Source organism: Caldisericum insulae (genome assembly GCF_047785965.1).
In the GTDB taxonomy this organism is placed as follows: Bacteria; Caldisericota; Caldisericia; order Caldisericales; family Caldisericaceae; genus Caldisericum; species Caldisericum exile_A.
In genome coordinates, this window is record NZ_JBLOBF010000006.1 from 1 (window position 1) to 17281 (window position 17281).

General features: G+C 34.5%; 17 protein-coding genes and 1 riboswitch. Of the genes, 9 read left to right on the forward strand and 8 right to left on the reverse strand.

Going from position 1 to position 17281, the window contains the following annotated elements; all coding sequences use genetic code 11:
* The first annotated feature begins 29 nt into the window (after window positions 1-29).
* Window positions 30-149, forward strand: a riboswitch (molybdenum cofactor riboswitch).
* The 3 genes from ACMV0E_RS04920 to ACMV0E_RS04930 all read left to right on the forward strand — a co-directional run bounded on the left by ACMV0E_RS04920 (window position 141) and on the right by ACMV0E_RS04930 (window position 4165).
* Complete coding sequence (locus ACMV0E_RS04920; RefSeq protein WP_416085263.1) at window positions 141-1511, forward strand: extracellular solute-binding protein; 1371 nt, start codon at window positions 141-143, stop codon at window positions 1509-1511. Its footprint overlaps the riboswitch before it by 9 nt.
* An 813-nt stretch (window positions 1512-2324) precedes the next feature.
* Window positions 2325-3101: an ABC transporter permease subunit gene (locus ACMV0E_RS04925; protein ID WP_416085264.1), complete on the forward strand. Its 777-nt coding sequence runs from the start codon at window positions 2325-2327 to the stop codon at window positions 3099-3101.
* The gene (locus tag ACMV0E_RS04930) at window positions 3098-4165 is read left to right on the forward strand and encodes an ABC transporter ATP-binding protein (RefSeq protein ID WP_416085265.1); all 1068 of its coding nucleotides are present in this window, start codon (window positions 3098-3100) and stop codon (window positions 4163-4165) included. Before ACMV0E_RS04925 ends, ACMV0E_RS04930 begins: the two co-directional genes overlap by 4 nt.
* Here ACMV0E_RS04930 and ACMV0E_RS04935 read toward each other — a convergent pair.
* Together ACMV0E_RS04935 and ACMV0E_RS04940 are read right to left on the reverse strand one after the other, a co-directional pair.
* Window positions 4134-5147: an SDR family oxidoreductase gene (locus tag ACMV0E_RS04935; protein ID WP_416085266.1), complete on the reverse strand. Its 1014-nt coding sequence runs from the start codon at window positions 5145-5147 to the stop codon at window positions 4134-4136. The two genes, ACMV0E_RS04930 and ACMV0E_RS04935, sit on opposite strands and share 32 nt — an antisense overlap.
* Window positions 5144-5545, reverse strand: coding sequence for a hypothetical protein (locus tag ACMV0E_RS04940; protein ID WP_416085267.1), 402 nt, complete (start codon window positions 5543-5545; stop codon window positions 5144-5146). The genes ACMV0E_RS04935 and ACMV0E_RS04940 overlap by 4 nt, the downstream gene beginning before the upstream one ends.
* Window positions 5546-6788: 1243 nt before the next feature.
* Between ACMV0E_RS04940 and ACMV0E_RS04945 the strand changes: the two genes are divergently transcribed.
* From ACMV0E_RS04945 to ACMV0E_RS04955, 3 genes are all read left to right on the forward strand, one after another.
* On the forward strand, window positions 6789-7394 hold the full coding sequence (locus ACMV0E_RS04945) for a hypothetical protein (RefSeq protein ID WP_416085268.1): 606 nt from the start codon (window positions 6789-6791) through the stop codon (window positions 7392-7394).
* A gap of 78 nt (window positions 7395-7472) precedes the next feature.
* Window positions 7473-7793, forward strand: coding sequence for a hypothetical protein (locus ACMV0E_RS04950; protein ID WP_416085269.1), 321 nt, complete (start codon window positions 7473-7475; stop codon window positions 7791-7793).
* Complete coding sequence (locus tag ACMV0E_RS04955) at window positions 7780-8202, forward strand: hypothetical protein (RefSeq protein ID WP_416085270.1); 423 nt, start codon at window positions 7780-7782, stop codon at window positions 8200-8202. Before ACMV0E_RS04950 ends, ACMV0E_RS04955 begins: the two co-directional genes overlap by 14 nt.
* Before the next feature lie 255 nt (window positions 8203-8457).
* Here ACMV0E_RS04955 and ACMV0E_RS04960 read toward each other — a convergent pair whose 3' ends face one another.
* From ACMV0E_RS04960 to ACMV0E_RS04980, 5 genes are read right to left on the reverse strand one after another with little or no spacing between them, the layout of a single operon-like run.
* On the reverse strand, window positions 8458-9480 hold the full coding sequence (locus ACMV0E_RS04960) for a FecCD family ABC transporter permease (protein ID WP_416085271.1): 1023 nt from the start codon (window positions 9478-9480) through the stop codon (window positions 8458-8460).
* Window positions 9452-10210 (reverse strand): ABC transporter ATP-binding protein, encoded by a 759-nt coding sequence (locus ACMV0E_RS04965; RefSeq protein ID WP_416085273.1) that lies wholly within the window; start codon window positions 10208-10210, stop codon window positions 9452-9454. Before ACMV0E_RS04965 ends, ACMV0E_RS04960 begins: the two co-directional genes overlap by 29 nt.
* Window position 10211: 1 nt before the next feature.
* Window positions 10212-11585 (reverse strand): ABC transporter substrate-binding protein, encoded by a 1374-nt coding sequence (locus tag ACMV0E_RS04970; RefSeq protein ID WP_416085274.1) that lies wholly within the window; start codon window positions 11583-11585, stop codon window positions 10212-10214.
* Window positions 11586-12305, reverse strand: a complete 720-nt coding sequence (locus ACMV0E_RS04975; RefSeq protein ID WP_416085275.1) for a DUF364 domain-containing protein — start codon at window positions 12303-12305, stop codon at window positions 11586-11588.
* Complete coding sequence (locus ACMV0E_RS04980; RefSeq protein ID WP_416085276.1) at window positions 12272-12826, reverse strand: nucleoside-triphosphatase; 555 nt, start codon at window positions 12824-12826, stop codon at window positions 12272-12274. The genes ACMV0E_RS04975 and ACMV0E_RS04980 overlap by 34 nt, the downstream gene beginning before the upstream one ends.
* 130 nt (window positions 12827-12956) lie before the next feature.
* Between ACMV0E_RS04980 and ACMV0E_RS04985 the strand changes: the two genes are divergently transcribed.
* The 3 genes from ACMV0E_RS04985 (at window position 12957) to ACMV0E_RS04995 (ending at window position 15975) form a co-directional block, all read left to right on the forward strand.
* Window positions 12957-14237: an MFS transporter gene (locus ACMV0E_RS04985; RefSeq protein ID WP_416085277.1), complete on the forward strand. Its 1281-nt coding sequence runs from the start codon at window positions 12957-12959 to the stop codon at window positions 14235-14237.
* Window positions 14234-14740 (forward strand): transcription repressor NadR, encoded by a 507-nt coding sequence (locus tag ACMV0E_RS04990; RefSeq protein ID WP_416085278.1) that lies wholly within the window; start codon window positions 14234-14236, stop codon window positions 14738-14740. Before ACMV0E_RS04985 ends, ACMV0E_RS04990 begins: the two co-directional genes overlap by 4 nt.
* A gap of 878 nt (window positions 14741-15618) precedes the next feature.
* The gene (locus ACMV0E_RS04995; RefSeq protein ID WP_416085279.1) at window positions 15619-15975 is read left to right on the forward strand and encodes a DUF952 domain-containing protein; all 357 of its coding nucleotides are present in this window, start codon (window positions 15619-15621) and stop codon (window positions 15973-15975) included.
* 126 nt (window positions 15976-16101) lie between these two features.
* Here ACMV0E_RS04995 and ACMV0E_RS05000 read toward each other — a convergent pair whose 3' ends face one another.
* Entirely contained in the window at window positions 16102-17274 is a 1173-nt protein-coding gene (locus ACMV0E_RS05000) for a thiolase family protein (RefSeq protein ID WP_416085280.1), read from the reverse strand.
* Window positions 17275-17281: the final 7 nt, after the last annotated feature.

Sequence of the window (17281 nt, forward strand, 5' to 3'; positions counted from 1 at the left end):
GGATATTTTGAGATTATACAAAAATTGTTATAATAAGATAACTCCGACCAAAGATACCTAAAAGGGAAACCTCATGGTGCTTTGGCGATAGGGTATAACGGGAAACTATTATACCTGCCATTTTGCAAAGGAGGTAAGAGATGAAAAAAGTATTAAATGTTTTGCTGTTGTTAGTTTTCCTTCTAACTGTCAGTTTTAACTTTTCATTTGGTAGCAAAGTTGCTCTCGGTGATTCAAACGGTGTTGTTGAGCTTTCAATTGGAAAAAATGTTGCTTCTGTGAATTTTAAACCGGTTCCTCTTGAGAGTAAACCTATTATTCAAAATGGAAGAACTCTTGTTCCTTTAAGATTTGTATCCGAAGCTTTCGGCGGCTATGTAGATTACAATCCAAATGACAAAACTATTACTCTTGTTTTCGATTTGCATACAATTATCCTAAAGATTGGATCAAAGGTTGCAATTGTTGACGGAAAAGAATTACCACTTGATATTGCTCCCTTTATTGAAAAACAATCAGGAAGAACGCTTGTGCCAGTGAGATTTATTTCGGAATCAATTGGTGCAAATGTGGAATGGAATCCCTCAAATAGGACGATCAAAATTATTTACCAACAGAAACCACTTGCAAATAAAAAATCTTTGACATTAAAGGTAATTCATGCAGGAAGCCTAACACAACCTTTAAGAAGTCTTGAAAACAATTTCAAGAATTATTATGCAAAACTAAATGTAGATATTACTTTTGAGGATTTTTCAGCAGGAAGCGTTGATGCAGTAAAACAGATAACTGAACTAAAAAAAGAATATGATGTTGTTGCACTTGCTGATTTTTTCCTTATTCCACAGTATCTTATACCAAAGTACACTGATTGGTACATCGTTTTTGCCACAAACAAACTTGTATTGTGCTATACCGATAAGAGCAAATATGCAAATGAAATAAATTCAAATAATTGGTATGAAATACTATTAAGAAAAGATGTTGATTTTGGATATTCAGAACCAAACTCAGATCCATGTGGTTATAGGACACTTCTTATGTTCCAACTTGCAGAGCAGTATTATAAAAAGCCTGGACTCTACCAAAGCCTTTTAAATGCAACTAAACCGAAAAATATTCGTCCAAAATCAGTTGAGCTCGTTGCTTTACTTCAAGCAAATGAGCTTGACTATGCCTTTGAATATGAGTCAGTTGCCGTGCAAAATAATCTAAAATATATCTCTTTTCCAGACGAACTCAATCTCGGAAATCCTGATCTTACGGACTGGTATGAAAAAGCATCTTTAACACTAAAGGATGGTACAGTTGTAAAAGGTGCGCCAATTCTATATGGACTTACGATTCCAAACAATGCACCAGAAAAAGAGTTTGCACAAAGATTTGTACTATATTTACTTAAATACGGTCAAAGTGTTTTTGAGAAATCAGGGCAACCTTTTGTTCCATTCAAAGCATATCCAGATATTTATAAATTACCTGCACCTGTAAGAATGGGGATTATGAAATAAAATTTTCAATAATTACTTCACCTACTCTTGATTTCCCCCTGCAATAAATTGCAGGGGGAATAATAAAGTTAAAAAAGAGGGGGTGTTTTTTATGAAACTGATTAAAAATTGTATTAATTTTGGTAATCCTTTTTTCTTTTGTTGAATTCTCTTTCAGTGTAGCTTTTTCGAGGACTTTTTCATCTAACATCAAAATTACTAAAGGCACTGTAAAACAGGCTTTTTAAGAACATTTGGGGGGAATAGACTCATAGGAAGGAAACTCAATTGTGCTAATATCCGATGGAGGCTACTTTATTAAAGGCAAAATAAAAATAGCTGAAGATATTGTACAAAAAGATGTCTTCTTTGCGAAATTCAATTCGAATGATGATTTAGAATATTGGTTAAAAGCGGCTTCGGAATGACAACCATTTTGAGGGGGCAAAAAACTGCCCCCTCAATACTCCCCCAAATACACCAAAGAATTGTCAATCCGAGGAACGAAGCGACGAGGATTCTCCTCCAAATGGAGGAGGGAGACCCTCCTCCAACTCCACCCATACGACGGAGATTCCTCAGGCTAAAGCCTTCGGAATGACAAACAGAAATAACCTTCAGAATAAACATAACCAGTCATTTCGAACGAAGTGAGAAATCTCCTCTTTCTGGGGAAGTTCGAAGGGGGAAAATCGTAAGCCCCTCTAGATTTAGGTATGTCTCATTTTGCTTGACGTCACAGCTTCTTTGCTCATTTTTCGAAGGAGGTTTTAGGGCACACTCAAATTTATATAAAGATATTTAAAAAAATATCTCTTTTATTATAATTAATCTATGAAAGTGTTTTTTAGATGGATACTTGCGGTATTTGCTTTGATTAGTATACTATTTATAATTTTTCCACTTTTGAGACTCATTACTTATCCTAAACTTACGCTTATAGTATCATCTTTGAGAGACCCACTTAATTTAAAAGCAATTTTTAATAGCATATTTTTTGCATTTATATCCTCTATCTTGAGTGTCATATTCGGCATCCCTCTTGCCTATCTTATTGCAAAAGACCACTTTGGAAAGCTTGGAAGTATTATTGAAGCAATCTGTGATACACCTTTAGCAACACCTCATATTGTTGCTGGCATCGCCCTTCTTCTTGTGTTTGGAAAGGATGGTCTTATTGGAAAAATTCTCTATAATACACTCAATATAAAATTGATGGGGACAGGTTTTGCAGTTGTCATTGCGATGATGTATCTTTCATTCCCATTTTTTGTGGATACTGTAAAGGAAGGCTTTAAAAATATGGACCAATCTCTTGAAAACGCATCACGAATCTTAGGTGCAGGCGAATTGCATACTTTTTTTCTTGTTAATATTCCTCTTATAAAAGGACATATTATTTCTGGATTTCTTTCGGCATTCGCAAGAGCGATTTCAGAGTTTGGCGCAGTAATTATTGTTGCATACTATCCAATGACTGCACCAATTCGTATATATGATGCTTATACGCAATACAATCTCGAAACTTCAATATCAATTGCTGCGACCCTTCTTATAATATCCCTTCTTATTTTTGTCATCCTCAGAATAATTGGAAGGAGAGTAAAATGAGTGTTTTACTTTCGATACAAAATCTCTATGCACATATTGGCAAATTTTCTTTAAAAGATATAAGCATAGAATTAAACAAGGGCGAAATTATTGCAATACTTGGGGAAAATGGGTCTGGAAAAACAACACTACTTAACACCATTGCAGGATTTTTACCCATAGATAAAGGTCGCATTATCCTTGACGGGATTGACATTGCAAGAAAAGAACCTGAAGATAGAAACATAGGATATATATTCCAGACGCTTGCGCTCTTTCCTCACTTAAATGTTGAGCAAAATATAAAGTTTGGCTTGCGTTTTAGGTCTGTTAAAGATGCTTCAACCCGATTTAACGAACTTGTCAATTTTTTTAAACTCGAAAGTCTTCTCAAAAGATATCCTGAAGAACTGAGTGGTGGAGAAAAACAAAAGGTAGCCATTGCACGAACGCTTATTCTTGATCCACCTTTAATCCTCTTTGATGAGCCAACTTCTCAACTTTCACCAAGAGAAAAGGAGCGCATTGCATTTGAAATAAAAGAAATTATAAAAACATTTAAAAAAAGCGCTCTTTTTGTAACACATAGCCTTGATGAAGCAAGTATCGTAGGTGATAGAATTGCCGTTTTAAGTAAAGGTGAGTTACTTCAAATCGGAGAACCTTCTGAAATTTTCTTCACCCCTGAGAATGTTGAGGTTGCCTATCTTACAGGTGTAAATGTCATAAAAGGTTATGTCATAGAAGTTGAAGGGAATATTTCAAAGATAGATATTGGAAATGAATATATTTATGTTTTGCAAGAATACAACGTGGGAGATAGTGTTGTGGTATTTATTCATCCACAGGATATAACCCTTTCAAAAACTCCTTTTCAGTCTTCTGCAAGAAATCAATTTGAAGGAATTGTTTATAAAATTGTAAATAAAAATGGAATTGCAACAATCACGGTAAAAATTGCTGAAAACTTTTGCATTAATGCCCTTATTACTAAAAGATCCTTTGAGGAATTAAACATACAGTTAGGAGGAAAAGTTTATCTTACGTTTAAAATTACTGCAATACATTCGTTGAAAGTTTCTTAAAAGGCTTATTCCCTCTATAATTTTCTTTAAACCACATATATGCATCTTTGAGTGATTTTTGTAATGGCCTTGATGAGTATCCTAACTCTCTGGTTGCCTTGTCTTTTTGCACATTACAGTTTGATTTGAGAACCGAAAGAGAATAAAGGGTAAAAAGAGGCTTTTCATGTGTGATTCGTGAAATAATAGGAGTTAAAAGTGCAGTGAATTTGGCAAAAGAGTATGGGATTTTTATATGTGGAATCTTCTTTCCTGAAATGCTTCTTAGAGTGTTGAGAATTTCTTTAACGGTTATTTTTTCTCCTGAAAGAATATAAATTTGACCCGTTTTTCCTCTTTCCATTGCAAGGATTTCACCTATTGCAACATCCCTTACATCAACAAAATCATAAGCACCATCAACATAGAAAAATACTTTGCTTTTTATGTATTTAAGAATAAGTGTTCCCATTTCTGATATCTTAAAATCATATGGACCAATAATTCCAGTAGGTGCAACTATTACTGCATTAAGCCCATTTTCTACACCTTTAAGCACTTCAATAGTTGCAAGCGCTTTAGACTTTGCATATTCACCATATTCAGGATCAAGTGGAGTACCCTCTGTTATAGGTACTTGATTAGGTGGCTCTTTAAATGCGTGAATCGAACTTGTATAGACAAGCCTCTTAACTTTGTTTTTGATACATGCTTCAACCACATTCCTCGTACCCAAAACATTTACTTTGTATAACTTTTCCCATTCTCCTTTGATTATCGAGACAATGCCTGCTGTATGATAAACGTAATCAACACCAAAAAGCATCTTATTTATGCTTTCAAAATCAGTTATATCGGAAAATCTAACTTCAACGTCAAGCCCATTAAGTGGAGTAAGATCCTCACCTTTTGGGACTATGCAAATTACTTTTTCTCCTCTTTTTAGAAGTTCTCTTATAAGGACATTGCCAAGGTGTCCTGTTCCTCCTATCACTGCTATCATTTACTCCTCCTTAATCCATCTAAGATGAGTTTTTCCATTTTTTGTTTGTTAATTTCTTTTTTGAAGAAAAATGTTTCTATCCAAATTGAAAGAGAAATACCTGTAATGTATATGACACTTTCTTCGTCTGCATTTTGGATGGTATTTCTTAGAAATTCTTCAATGAGTTTTTTGATGCTATCGAAGATTACATTTCCAAGAGCTTTTTCGCTTCCGTTTTCTAAAAACATACCAAAGTCTCTTAGAGATACAATAATTGATGGCCCATAAGATTTTGCAAGTTCTATATTAAGTGAAACAAATTCTTCAAAAGATTTTTCGACGTCTTTGTTTTCAAATGAGAATTGCGACAACTCTTCATAAATATTTTTAAGAGTCTTTGAAACAATTTCCTTCAATAGTTCTTCTTTTGAAGAAAAGTAAGTGTAGAAACTCCCTTTTGCAATTCCTAAAACGTTGTAATATCCTCAACTGAGGTATTAGGGAATCCTTTTTCAAGAAAAAGCTTCTCGCTTACTTCAATAATTTGCTCTCTTTTGTTTATCTCATTCATCAATATCTCCAAATTTAAGTCATAAGAATCAAACAAACAATCACACTCATAAATCCTATCCTCATGCACTCATTTTTAAATATAACTTATCACTATCAAATGTGCTTTAAATCTTCCAATCTCTTTGACTGACTGGTCAGTCATATTATAGCACTTTTTGGATTTTTTTAAATAATTTCAAAGTTTTTGAAGTAAAAAAATTTAAATCTTGAATTAATATTTTGAGGAATTCTTCTAAATATATGGTATTTATGGTATTAATATTTTTTATCTTGCTTAACAAACATCACAACACTATCAATTGGAAATGTAGATTTTGTTAAGTTCAAGATGCTAAGCGAAAAGTTATTTAAGAAGGCTAACTTCATTTTTTGCTATAAATGTAAGTTATAGAAAGAAGATTTAAATTATTTCTAAAAAGACGGTTTTTTAAAAACTTAGCAAAATTCCCAAAATTTTAAGGAACTTTTTTGTGAGTTTGTAGGTCTAATATATGAGAGAAAAAGTTTTAAGGAATTTTTTTAAACTACTTGACATAAGAGTTTGATAAAATGTAGTGAAAAAGAAAATTATTAACTTTGAAAAAAGGAGAGAACTCAAGGAAAAATAGTTTTAAAGTATCTACTTGCGTAACAAGAGGAGCAAAATACCTCAATAGAGGGGGTAAAAGCTTCCCTTTGAACTTTCCCAAAAGGAGGAGATTTCTCAGTCGCTTTCGCTCCTTCGAAATGACAATAATTGGAAGAGGGCACATCCCCCTTCCAACTTTCCCCTAAAAACAAAAAGAATAACTTTTCACTTTCATTTGTCATTCTGAAGCCAATTTTTATTTGTCGTTCCGAAGCCGAAGGCGAGGAATCTCCTCAGTTTTGGGGGAGTGTTGAGGGGGTACCTTAACCCAAAAAAGCGAGGGCAAGGCTCCGGAGATAAGGGAGGTAAAAAGGGAAAAAGAAAAGCGAAAAGAAAGTAAAACAAATTTAAAAAGAAATTTTTAAGAAAAGGGAAATTAAAATAAAATCTTTAATAAGGAGGTTAATTTGAAAGCAAAAAGACTAATAATAGTTGCAATTTTATTGTTTGTTTTGGTTTTGGCTAATTCAGGAAGTTTTAAAGTCAAAGCAAATGATGAGTATAGTCAATCATATGTTGACGCATACAACCTTAAGCATACTCAAGAACTTCTGAATGAAGCATTAGATAAAGCAATTCTCTTAAATAAGAATAATCTATCTACAAGACCAAAGTTTTCGATAGATGATGTAGTTGCTTATAGTTATACGTTCGATCATTACGACTTTGGAAGTGGTTTTGTTAATAATAAGGGATATTGGATAAAGTCCATATCGGCAAACAATCCTTTACCTTATCCTTCCCCTTTAACTTTAACTGTGAATGAAATCCAGGCACTTAGCGGTAGCGTTTCAGTGAATGCAGAGATAACAGCTTCTCTGAAGAGTGCCATAGTAAGTAAAATCGAATCTAAGATGGGTGTTACTGTAACTTTCTACAAGTCATACGAAACAGGTACACAGGCAACATATTCTATAAATGTTCCTGCATACCAAGAATGGACTATCACTGCCTGGTATCCATCTGTTTCTTCATCAGGAACGGCATATTCCAAATGGATTGATACAAATGGAAACACTGGAATTACAGCAAAACCTTGCGGTAACCCCAAGAGTTGCAAGTAGTGGTTTTTCACTAATCTATTTTGATGCACATCAAGGGTCAACACAGCCATAATTTAAAAGAGTAAGGAGGATCTTAAGATGAAAACAAAATTATTTACAACCACTTTAATTAGTTTTCTAATAGTAATTATTGTTGTAGCATCGATTGTAACATTAAATTTTTCGTTGAAAAATTCTGAGAAGATAACATACGGTAGCTTCCTTCAAGAGATTGTAAGAATTTCAAAATTTGTAAGCGAAGATTATAAAATATATAGCCTAACAGATCCTTCTTACTTTGTTACTCACTCTGTACTTGTCACAGGTTTAATTGATATTAATAATCTCAAAAAATATAATACCTATCTTAAAGTGGATCCTAAACTAATAAGCGAAGATAAATTAGATGAAAAAAAGTAAAAAGTTGGCAAAGGAATTTGGGGTTGATCCAGTAGAAATTTCATATCAATATCCTGATCAAAAACAGGCTTTTAAAGGTTATCCAACTTGTTTTAAAACTATTTTTTATAGCACTAAGGATGCTGAATTTATAGAAGTGTTTTTCCAATATGATCAGCAGTTAAATTTGAAATCGAACCTATTTTATGACGATTTACATCTCCCAATAAGCGTTTTAAAAAACAATTTTGATAAAATAGGAGTTTCAATTCCAAAACTTCAAAATACAGAAGAAAAAGATTGTAAATTAGGTATCTTTACCTTTTCCAAAAAAGGTATGCTTATGAGCATTTTTTATTATGTTCCAGATAATGCAAACTTTCGATTTTTAGATTCTTTTATTCCATTCGTTTATAATGAAAATAATTGAAGAATTTTTAAAAAAACAGAATAAATTCTTTTAATCTTGCGTAATAAGAGAACTTCTCCAAAAGTGGAGTCTTCTCACTACGTTAAAGTGAGATAAGTTTTGTTCATTAAGATAACAAAGTAAGGGAAGTAATACACTTGTCCAACATAGCAAAAAATAAACCAGTTCTTATTTTTGGAACTAAATAAATGCTTGCATTCAAAAAGGCATTAAAAGGTAAAAATGTTTCAAAAAAGATTTAGGTAAATATCTTCTCTAATTTTTCCTTCTCATTAAGGCAACGAAGAACGGGGCGCCCACAAGACCTGTAAGAATCCCAATAGGAATTTCTGAAGGGAATGTAGTCCTTGAAATTGTATCGATTAACAATAAAAAAGCGCTACCAAAAAGTGCCGATAATGGCAATACAAATCTATTATCATAACCTATGACAAACCTCACAATATGTGGAACGACAAGCCCAACCCAACCTATGACACCCCCTAAAGAGACAACTATTGCAGTCTGAAGCGTTGTTATAGCGATAAGTGTTCGTTTTAGTACCTTTGGATTTTCTCCAAGACTTATTGCTTCTTCTTCTCCGAAAGAAAGAATATTAAGCTTCCATCCAAAGAAAGCAACAATCAATAAAAACAAAATAAGAATTGGACTAAAAGTATAGACTTCCTTAAGGGTAATTTGGGACAAACTTCCCATAAGCCAAAAAACTATCTGCGGCAACTTTGAAAATGGGTCTGCGACATACTTTAAAAATGAGGTAAAAGATTGAAAAAGACTTCCAACTACAAAGCCCGCAAGGACAAGCGTTATATTATCATTTTTTATTCTTGAAGCGCTCAGAGTTAGCAATACTGAAAGAATACCAAACGCAAATGCAAGTAATTCAACAACAACCAAATTATTTGAAATAAGAATGCCTAACGCAGCTCCAAATCCAGCACCAGAAGAGACACCCAAAATATAAGAAGAAACAAGAGGGTTATTGAATATGCCTTGATAAACAGCACCAGTTTCAGAAAGTGTTGCACCAATAAGAAGCGCTGCAATGATTCTTGGAATCCTTACATCGAGGATAACGGATTTGGGAACTCCTTCAAGTTTACCAGCAAAAAATAAAAAGACATCCCTAATGCTTATATTAAAACGCCCCAACAGAATTGAAAAAATTATAAGACCAATGTTTATGATAATTGAAAGTATCAAAACACCAAAAAAACGGCTTTCCTTTGAAACTATTACTCTAACATTACTATTTTGCGTAGATGAAGGTCCTTCCATTGATACTTACCTTTTCGACATCAATACCATAAACATATTTAAGATTTTTTTCAGTTAGAACTTCCTCAGGTTTGCCTATTGCAACCATTTCTCCCTTTTTCATAAGAAGTATGCGATCTGATACCTGAAGCGCTTCATTTGGATCATGAAGAGTCACAACAATTGTTTTCCCTTTCTTTTCTTTGAGTTCTATAATTTTTTGAAGTACCAGAGAAGCATTCTTAAAGTCAAGAAATGCAGTAGGCTCATCAAAAAGCATGACTTTTGATTCCTGTGCTAACGCTCTTGCAATGAGAACAAGCCTTAACTCGCCACCGCTTATATCTGTGTAAGGTCTATCTTTAAGATGATAAATTCCAAGCTCTTCTAAAATCGAAAGCGCAATTCTTTTGTCAGATTCCTTTGGGAACATTGCATCCATCTGCGGATTTCTTCCCATTAAAACCACATCAAAAACCGTGTAAGGTTGTGTTGCTCTATGAATTTGTGGCACCAATGAAACTGTTTTTGCAAGTTCATTATAGGAGTATCGCCTTATATCTTTCCCAAGGATAAGCACAGTACCACCCCTCGGCTCAAGAATTTTTGAAAGCAACTTTAAAAATGTTGTCTTTCCGCTTCCATTTGGGCCAAGGAGGGCGAGCGTTTCGCCCTCCTTAACCTCTATCGAGAGACCTTTGAGTACCTCCGTATCAAAATAACCAAAATTCAAATTTTCGATTTTTATCATATTAACTTCCAAGTATATACTTTAAATCCTCATCAGTCAAATTATAGTTAAATATTGCTTTGTAAAACTCTTTTGCTTCATTTTTCAAATTGAAATTGACTTCATTTGGATAGAGGATATTTGAAAGCCACATAATGCCAAGTATTGACTCTGGCTCAGGAAGGTCATAAGAGCCTATGAACTGCGGCATCACATAAACATTCTTGTTCTTAACTGCATTTACATTTTGAAGCACGCTATTTGAAAGGACCGACTGCACCGTGTCATTACAATATGGCGCAAGGATGATGTAATCAGAATTGTAGTTTAAGATTTGCTCAATAGATACATCTACTTTTCCGCCTTTAAGTGTTGATGTAACACTTACTCCGTTAGAGCGAGCGATAATTTCGTTTTGGATAAGCGATGAGCCTGCCGTTTGAGTAAGTCTACCAAGTGCAAAATAGACCTTCTTTTTATTCTGTAAATATTTTGTTTTGCTATCAATGTAATTAAGTTTTGAATTCAAATATATAAGGGCATTTTTTGCTTCTGTAGGAGTGCCAAGAATTGTTCCCAAAAACTGGATTGATTTAAGAATACCCGAAACAGACTCTACATCAAGCAAAGCAACAGGAATCCCTACTTCAACTATCTTTTTAATTGGTGTAGTGGCATTTGTTATGACAAGATCCGGTTTAAACTTTAGGATTGTTTCCACATTTGGATCTTTAAAACTACTTCCATCGGGTACGCTTTTTGCCTTTGGAAAAACTTTTGAAAAATTATCCATATTAAAGACCTTCGCAGTAGGAATTGCAACAATACAATCCTCTTTCTTTAAAGGAAACAGAAGGAGAGTTGCCATAGGATATAGAGAAACAATTTTATTAATCTTCTTTGGCACTATTATTTTTCTTCCAGTTGTATCATATGCCTCCACAAGTTGCTTTGGAAGCTCAAAAGAATTACTTGAAATAATAGTCCCACCAAAAAGATTTACAATATCTTTTAAAGATAGAAGCATTCGTCCATTTTTAAGAATAGGCATTTCAATTTCGTCATTCTTTCCGTTTAATATCACGGTGCTTTTATTAACCCATAGATTAACTTTTGTATCATTTAGAGTAATTGAAATTGACTTTTCCTTTGGGTTATAGGAAATTGTTCCACCTAATTCTTCTACAACTGCCCTTACGGGGATAAAAAGCATATCTCCTTTTAGAATTGGTGCAACATCAAGTTTTTTTTCAAAATTATCAATCTTAAAAATGCTTGAGCCTTCCTTAAATGCGAAGGTTCCAGTTGGCACATACGAAGCTCCTTTAAGAGGTGCATTTGGAAAAATACTAAGAATAAGTGCAAAAATAAGAATTAAAGCAAAAAATCTTTTCATTTATCTTACCTCCTTCTTTAAAACAATATATTCAATATACTTCTTAAAATTTGAAAGCTTTCCACCTTGTGAAATTGCATTAAGCACAAATTGCGGATGTTTAACAACAGAGGCGCCAATCACATCAACGCCATAATCAAATAGAACAGGTGATAGTGGTGTTGAAGGTCCAAAAACAATAGTTATTCCCTTTCGTTTAAGTGAAAGAAGACTTTCAAGGCTTTTGTTTGCAAGAGTTGAACCAGTTATAGCAACAATATCTGCTTCAGGAATGATGTAATATGCAGCAGTATCAATTGTATCGCCCTCACGTGGAGAACGCTCAAGCACAATAATTTCTTTAGCCTTAGCCCTCAGAGATTCGGAAATTGGAAAATGTCCGACAAAGACAACGCGCTTATCATAAGAAATGCTCTCTATGTAATCGAGCATGTTTAAATCTTCATAATTTTGAGGCACATCAAAAAGAGAATTAAGCGTTGCAACACCAATTGATACCTTTGTAAGATTAAATGTAAGCATATAATTAAGAAGCTCTTTTACGCTTTTTCCGATGAGATTTCCTGCATCTTCAACTTCATCATAAATACTTGAGTAAGTAAGAGAAATACCAACACCTTTCGATTGAACTGCACTCCAAACAACGCCTACCCTGACATCTTTTATAACCTCATAATGGTATGCCTTTACGTTTTCGATGAGGTCTTCATATAGTCCCATACATACCTCCAGATTTCTTCGGGCAAAGTGTCCCTATTTTCTTTGTTTACTTCAAAAATACTATCAGCCTTTTTTAAAGTATTTTCCAAAAATTCGTTTAATTCGGATTTTACAACATAAAAAACCAGTTTATCACTTTCAAGTACCTTAAAAACCATTTCTTTAAAGCGTAAGGCTTCTTTTTCGAGAAATCCAAGTTCATCCATAACAATTGCCTTACCGTATTGAAGCGCATCATGAAGTGCTTTCACTCCAACAGTTTCAAAAGAGTCTATAATAGGACGAATAACAAAATTTTCATCAAAATAGCCAATTGTCCCTTTTTCAAGAGTCCTAAGGTTAACTATTTCGAAGCCTTTAAGAGCACTTTCTTTAATGATAGGCACAGTCCTAAAACCAAACGGTTGCTCATTCAAATGAGACAATACTTTATTTAGGACAGTTGTTTTTCCAATTCCAATAGTGCCCGTAAGAGCAATCTTTAAATTAGGCAAACTACTACTAAATTCAATTTTTTTCATTTTGGCATCTCAATAGTCAGTAAATTATACACTTTTTTGCCAATATGTCAAGGTATTCAAAGAAATCAAAAATCCTACAGCTCTTTGACAAGTGTATATACATATGTATAATATGGCGGAGGTTGATAGAATGGATATAGAAGAATTTTTGGAAAAAAGGGGCTCAAAAAGCATACAAACAAAATTAGTGTTAATCGCTTCAACTTATTGGAGTTTCGTTGCGGGAGGAGTAATGGTTTTAAGCCTCACACTTCCAAAAATTGCTCAAACTTATGGTTTACAAAGTACTGTTGCAAGCCTCATTGCATCTTTTACATTCCTCGGAATGCTTATAGGTGCAATTATTTCTGGGAATATTGCAGACATAATAGGAAGGAAGCCTTTAATGGGAGTTCTTGTTTCGATTGTGTCCATTTTTAGCGCTCTTACAGGATTAAAAGTTAATTTCTCAATACTTATTTTAATTAGATTTATCACAGGACTTGGTCTTGGAGGGCTTTTACCTGTTGTAAATGCATATCTAACAGAATTTTTGCCAAAACTCGTAAGAGGGAGACTTCTTGTAATTCTTGAAGGCAGTTGGGCAATCGGCTCAATAATCATAGGTATTGTTGCAATTACCATTGGAAAAACCAATTATTCCATAACTTATGTTGTATTTCTACTGGGACTTTTAACGCTTATCTTCCTCAAGTTTATCCCTGAATCAATAAAATTTCTTCTTAAGAAAGGAAAAATTGATGAAGCAAAGAAAAATCTAAAACTTTTGGGAATAGACTATGGGGGAACTTTAGAGATTACGAAAGAGGAAGTTCTTCAATTACCATTTTTAAATTTGTTTAGAGAAAAATATTTTCCAACAACACTTATGATTTTCTATGTTTGGTTTGTCATATCTTTTTCTTATTACGCATTCTTTACATGGCTTCCTAAAGTTATTTCAAGTTTAATTGGAACAGAAATCACAAAATCGATAAACTATACCTTCACAATGTTAGTAATGCAACTTCCGGGATATTTGCTTGGTGCATACCTAATTGAAGCAATTGGACGAAAAAAGAGTTTGTTTATATCCCTTTTAGGAACATCCATTATGGCATTTATCTTTACAACATCAAAGACACCAAATCAAATTTTAATAAATGGAAGTCTTCTTACGATTTTCTGTATGAGTGCCTGGGGAATAATCTATGCATATACGCCTGAACTTTATCCAACAGAATTTAGAGCAACTGCAAATGGCTCTGCTGGAGCACTCGCAAGAGTCGCTGGAATCCTTGCACCAATATTCATATCTTCTCAATTTAAAAATTTAGCTTTTGCAATCTCAACGCTTGGAGTTATACTTGTAATAGGTGGTATTCTTGTCCTTATAATAGGAAAAGAAACTAAAGGTGAAAGTATAGGATGAAAGAAAAAGAAGGACGTATTAAAGAGATTTTAAAATTACTTGAAGATAACGTGCCTATAAGTGGCACTGTCCTTGCAAACAAACTTGGAGTAACACGACAAATAATCGTACAGGACATTGCGGTCCTTAAAAGCAGAGGCTATAACATTATCTCAACTGCAAGGGGATACATATTAAATAGCAAAACACCAAAGTTTGTAAGACTTGTTGCAGTCAAGCATGAGAAAAGCGATATAAGAAAAGAACTGGAAATTATTGTTTCAAACGGGGGAGAGGTGTTAGATGTTATTGTTGAGCATCCCGTATACGGAGAGATAAAAGGATACCTCAATTTAAAGACACTTGATGATGTAAAAGCATTTATTACCGCTATGGAAACTTCTCACGCTGAACCTCTTTTAACACTCTCCCATGGTATTCACCTTCACCACATCGGTGGAGAATCAGAGGAAATCCTTGATAGAATTGAGCAAAAATTAAAAGAAGAAGGAATATTACTTTAAAGTAAAGATTAGTCAAGGAGTTTTAAGATATTAACAAAAACTTGAAAATTCTAAAAGCTCTCATGGCTACGCCACTTCGGAATGACAACCATTTTGAGGGGGCAACAACCCCCCTCAATACTCCCCCAAAACTGAGGAGATTCCTCGCCTTCGGCTTCGGAACGACAAATAAAAATCGGCTTCAGAATGACAGAAATTGCTTTCGGAATGACAAGGAAAAATTGGCTTCTGAATGACAAATGAAAGTGAAAAGTTATTCTTTTTGTTTTTAGGGGGAAAGTTAGAAGGGGGCACACCCCCCTTCCATCGATTGTCATTTCGACGAACGTAGTGAGGAGAAATCTCCTCCTTTTGGGGTAGTCCGAAGGGGGACTTTTACCCCTTCGAGTAATAGAAATCTCCTCCTTTTAGGGGGAGTTAGAGGGGGAGAATTTCAAATCCCCCTCTAAATTGAAAACCGCCCCCTCAACACTCCCCCTAATAATAATTTTGCCTTGGGGGGTAAGTTAGAAAGGGGGTACCCCTTTCTAATGGTTGATGGGGGACTTTTACCCCCTCCAATATAAACAGAGGAGATATCTCCTCAGTTTTGGTAAATCATTGGGTAGACAATTTCCTTCTTCAGATTAAAAGAAAAGGCTACTCACTACATTTCGAGTGGCAAGTAAATGACTATCCTCTATTTGAATTGGGTGAGTTTTAATGGAGATGCTCTCATCAAAATGATTATCATTTTAGGTATTGCAATACATACCGTAAGTTAGGTGAACTCAAAGTTAAGTTCAATTACATTATTTAATTATATAATAAACATAAGATCGCTTAAAAAATTGAACACACATTAACATTTTGGTAAAATGAGCTAAGAGGTGATAGCTATGTTGATTTTGCATATTGCAAAACATGAAGATTGGGAGAATGCCTTGACAAAGGGCGAATATAGCCCGGTAAGTTTGTCTCTTGAAGGTTTTATTCACTGTTCTACTCCTGAACAGATAATCAAAATAGCTAATTCTAATTTTAAGAATGAAAAAGGTTTAGTTTTGCTCTGTATTGATTCCTCAAAAGTTAAGGCTCACATTCGTTTTGAAAGTGGTGGATATGACTATTATCCACACATTTACGGAGCACTTAATCTTGATGCTGTTGTGAAAACAATTGAATTTGAACCTGGGTCAGATGGAAATTTTACTCTCCCCCAGGAAGTAAATGAGCTTGTTAAATTGTTAAAATAATAATGTAAAGCATTCATCACTCAAAACTTTCACTTAAAGGCAAGGATACTTTTAGCAATAAAGTTAAAGGAAGGCTATGCTTTCCTTCAACAAAAGTATGAAGAAAATAGTTTTGTTCTTACCCTTCTATACCCTTTCAAAGATTACCGCTATACCCTGCCCACCGCCAATACAAAGTGACACAAGTCCGTACTTTGCATTGCGTAATTTTAACTCGTGAAGAATTTTCGTTGTGAGGATTGCACCTGTTGCGCCAATCGGGTGTCCCAAAGCAATTGCACCGCCATTAACATTAAGTTTCTCTCTGGGAATATTAAGCTCCTTTTGAATTGCAAGAGCAATTGCAGCAAAGGCCTCATTAATTTCAAAAAGGTCGATATCATTAATCTCAAGGCCTGCTAAACCTAACGCCTTTCTAATTGCAAAAACAGGTGCAATGCCGAAGAAATTTGGATCAACTGCTGAAATCGCATAAGACACAACACGCCCAAACACAGGGAGATTATATTTTTTAACAGCATCTTCATCTGAAATAATCATTGATGCTGCTCCACTATTTAGAGATGGAGCATTTCCTGCAGTAATTGTGCCACCCTCTTTGAAAGCAGGTTTAAGTGTTGAAAGTTTTTCGATTGTTGTGTCGGGACGCACAGTTTCATCTGTGTCAAATACATTTCCATTTGGCAAAGTTATTGGGACAATCTGACTTTTGAACTTACCGTCGTTAATCGCCTTTGCTGCTTTCATATGACTTTCGTAGGCAAATTCATCCTGCTGTGCGCGTGTAATCCCATACTTGGGAACGAGATACTCATCTGTGATAAGTCCTGAGTGTTTATTTGTAAATGCGTCATTGAGACCGTCCAAAAGAATTTCATCATAAAGTTTTGTGTCACCAAGTCTAAACCCGTATCTTGCATTAGGAAGGATATATGGCGCCTGATCCATATTCTCCATTCCTCCTGCAATAATAGATGATGCATACCCCGATTGAATTTCCATTGTAGCCGATACAATTGCCTGTAGACCAGAGCCACAAACCCTGTTTATTGTCATTGCAGGCACGGTTTCGCTTACACCCCCAAATATTGCAGCCTGCCTTGCCGGGTTCATCTTTTCTCCAGTAAGAAGCACATTCCCGAAAATTACATCATCAAACACATCGTTCGGGATTTTTGTCTCCTCAAGAATCTTTTTCACAATTGCACCTGCAATTTTTGTTGCAGGAATATCCTTTAAACTTCCGCCAAATTTTCCTGTAGGACTTCTTAAAGGTAAACTGATATAGACATCTTTCATTAGTTCT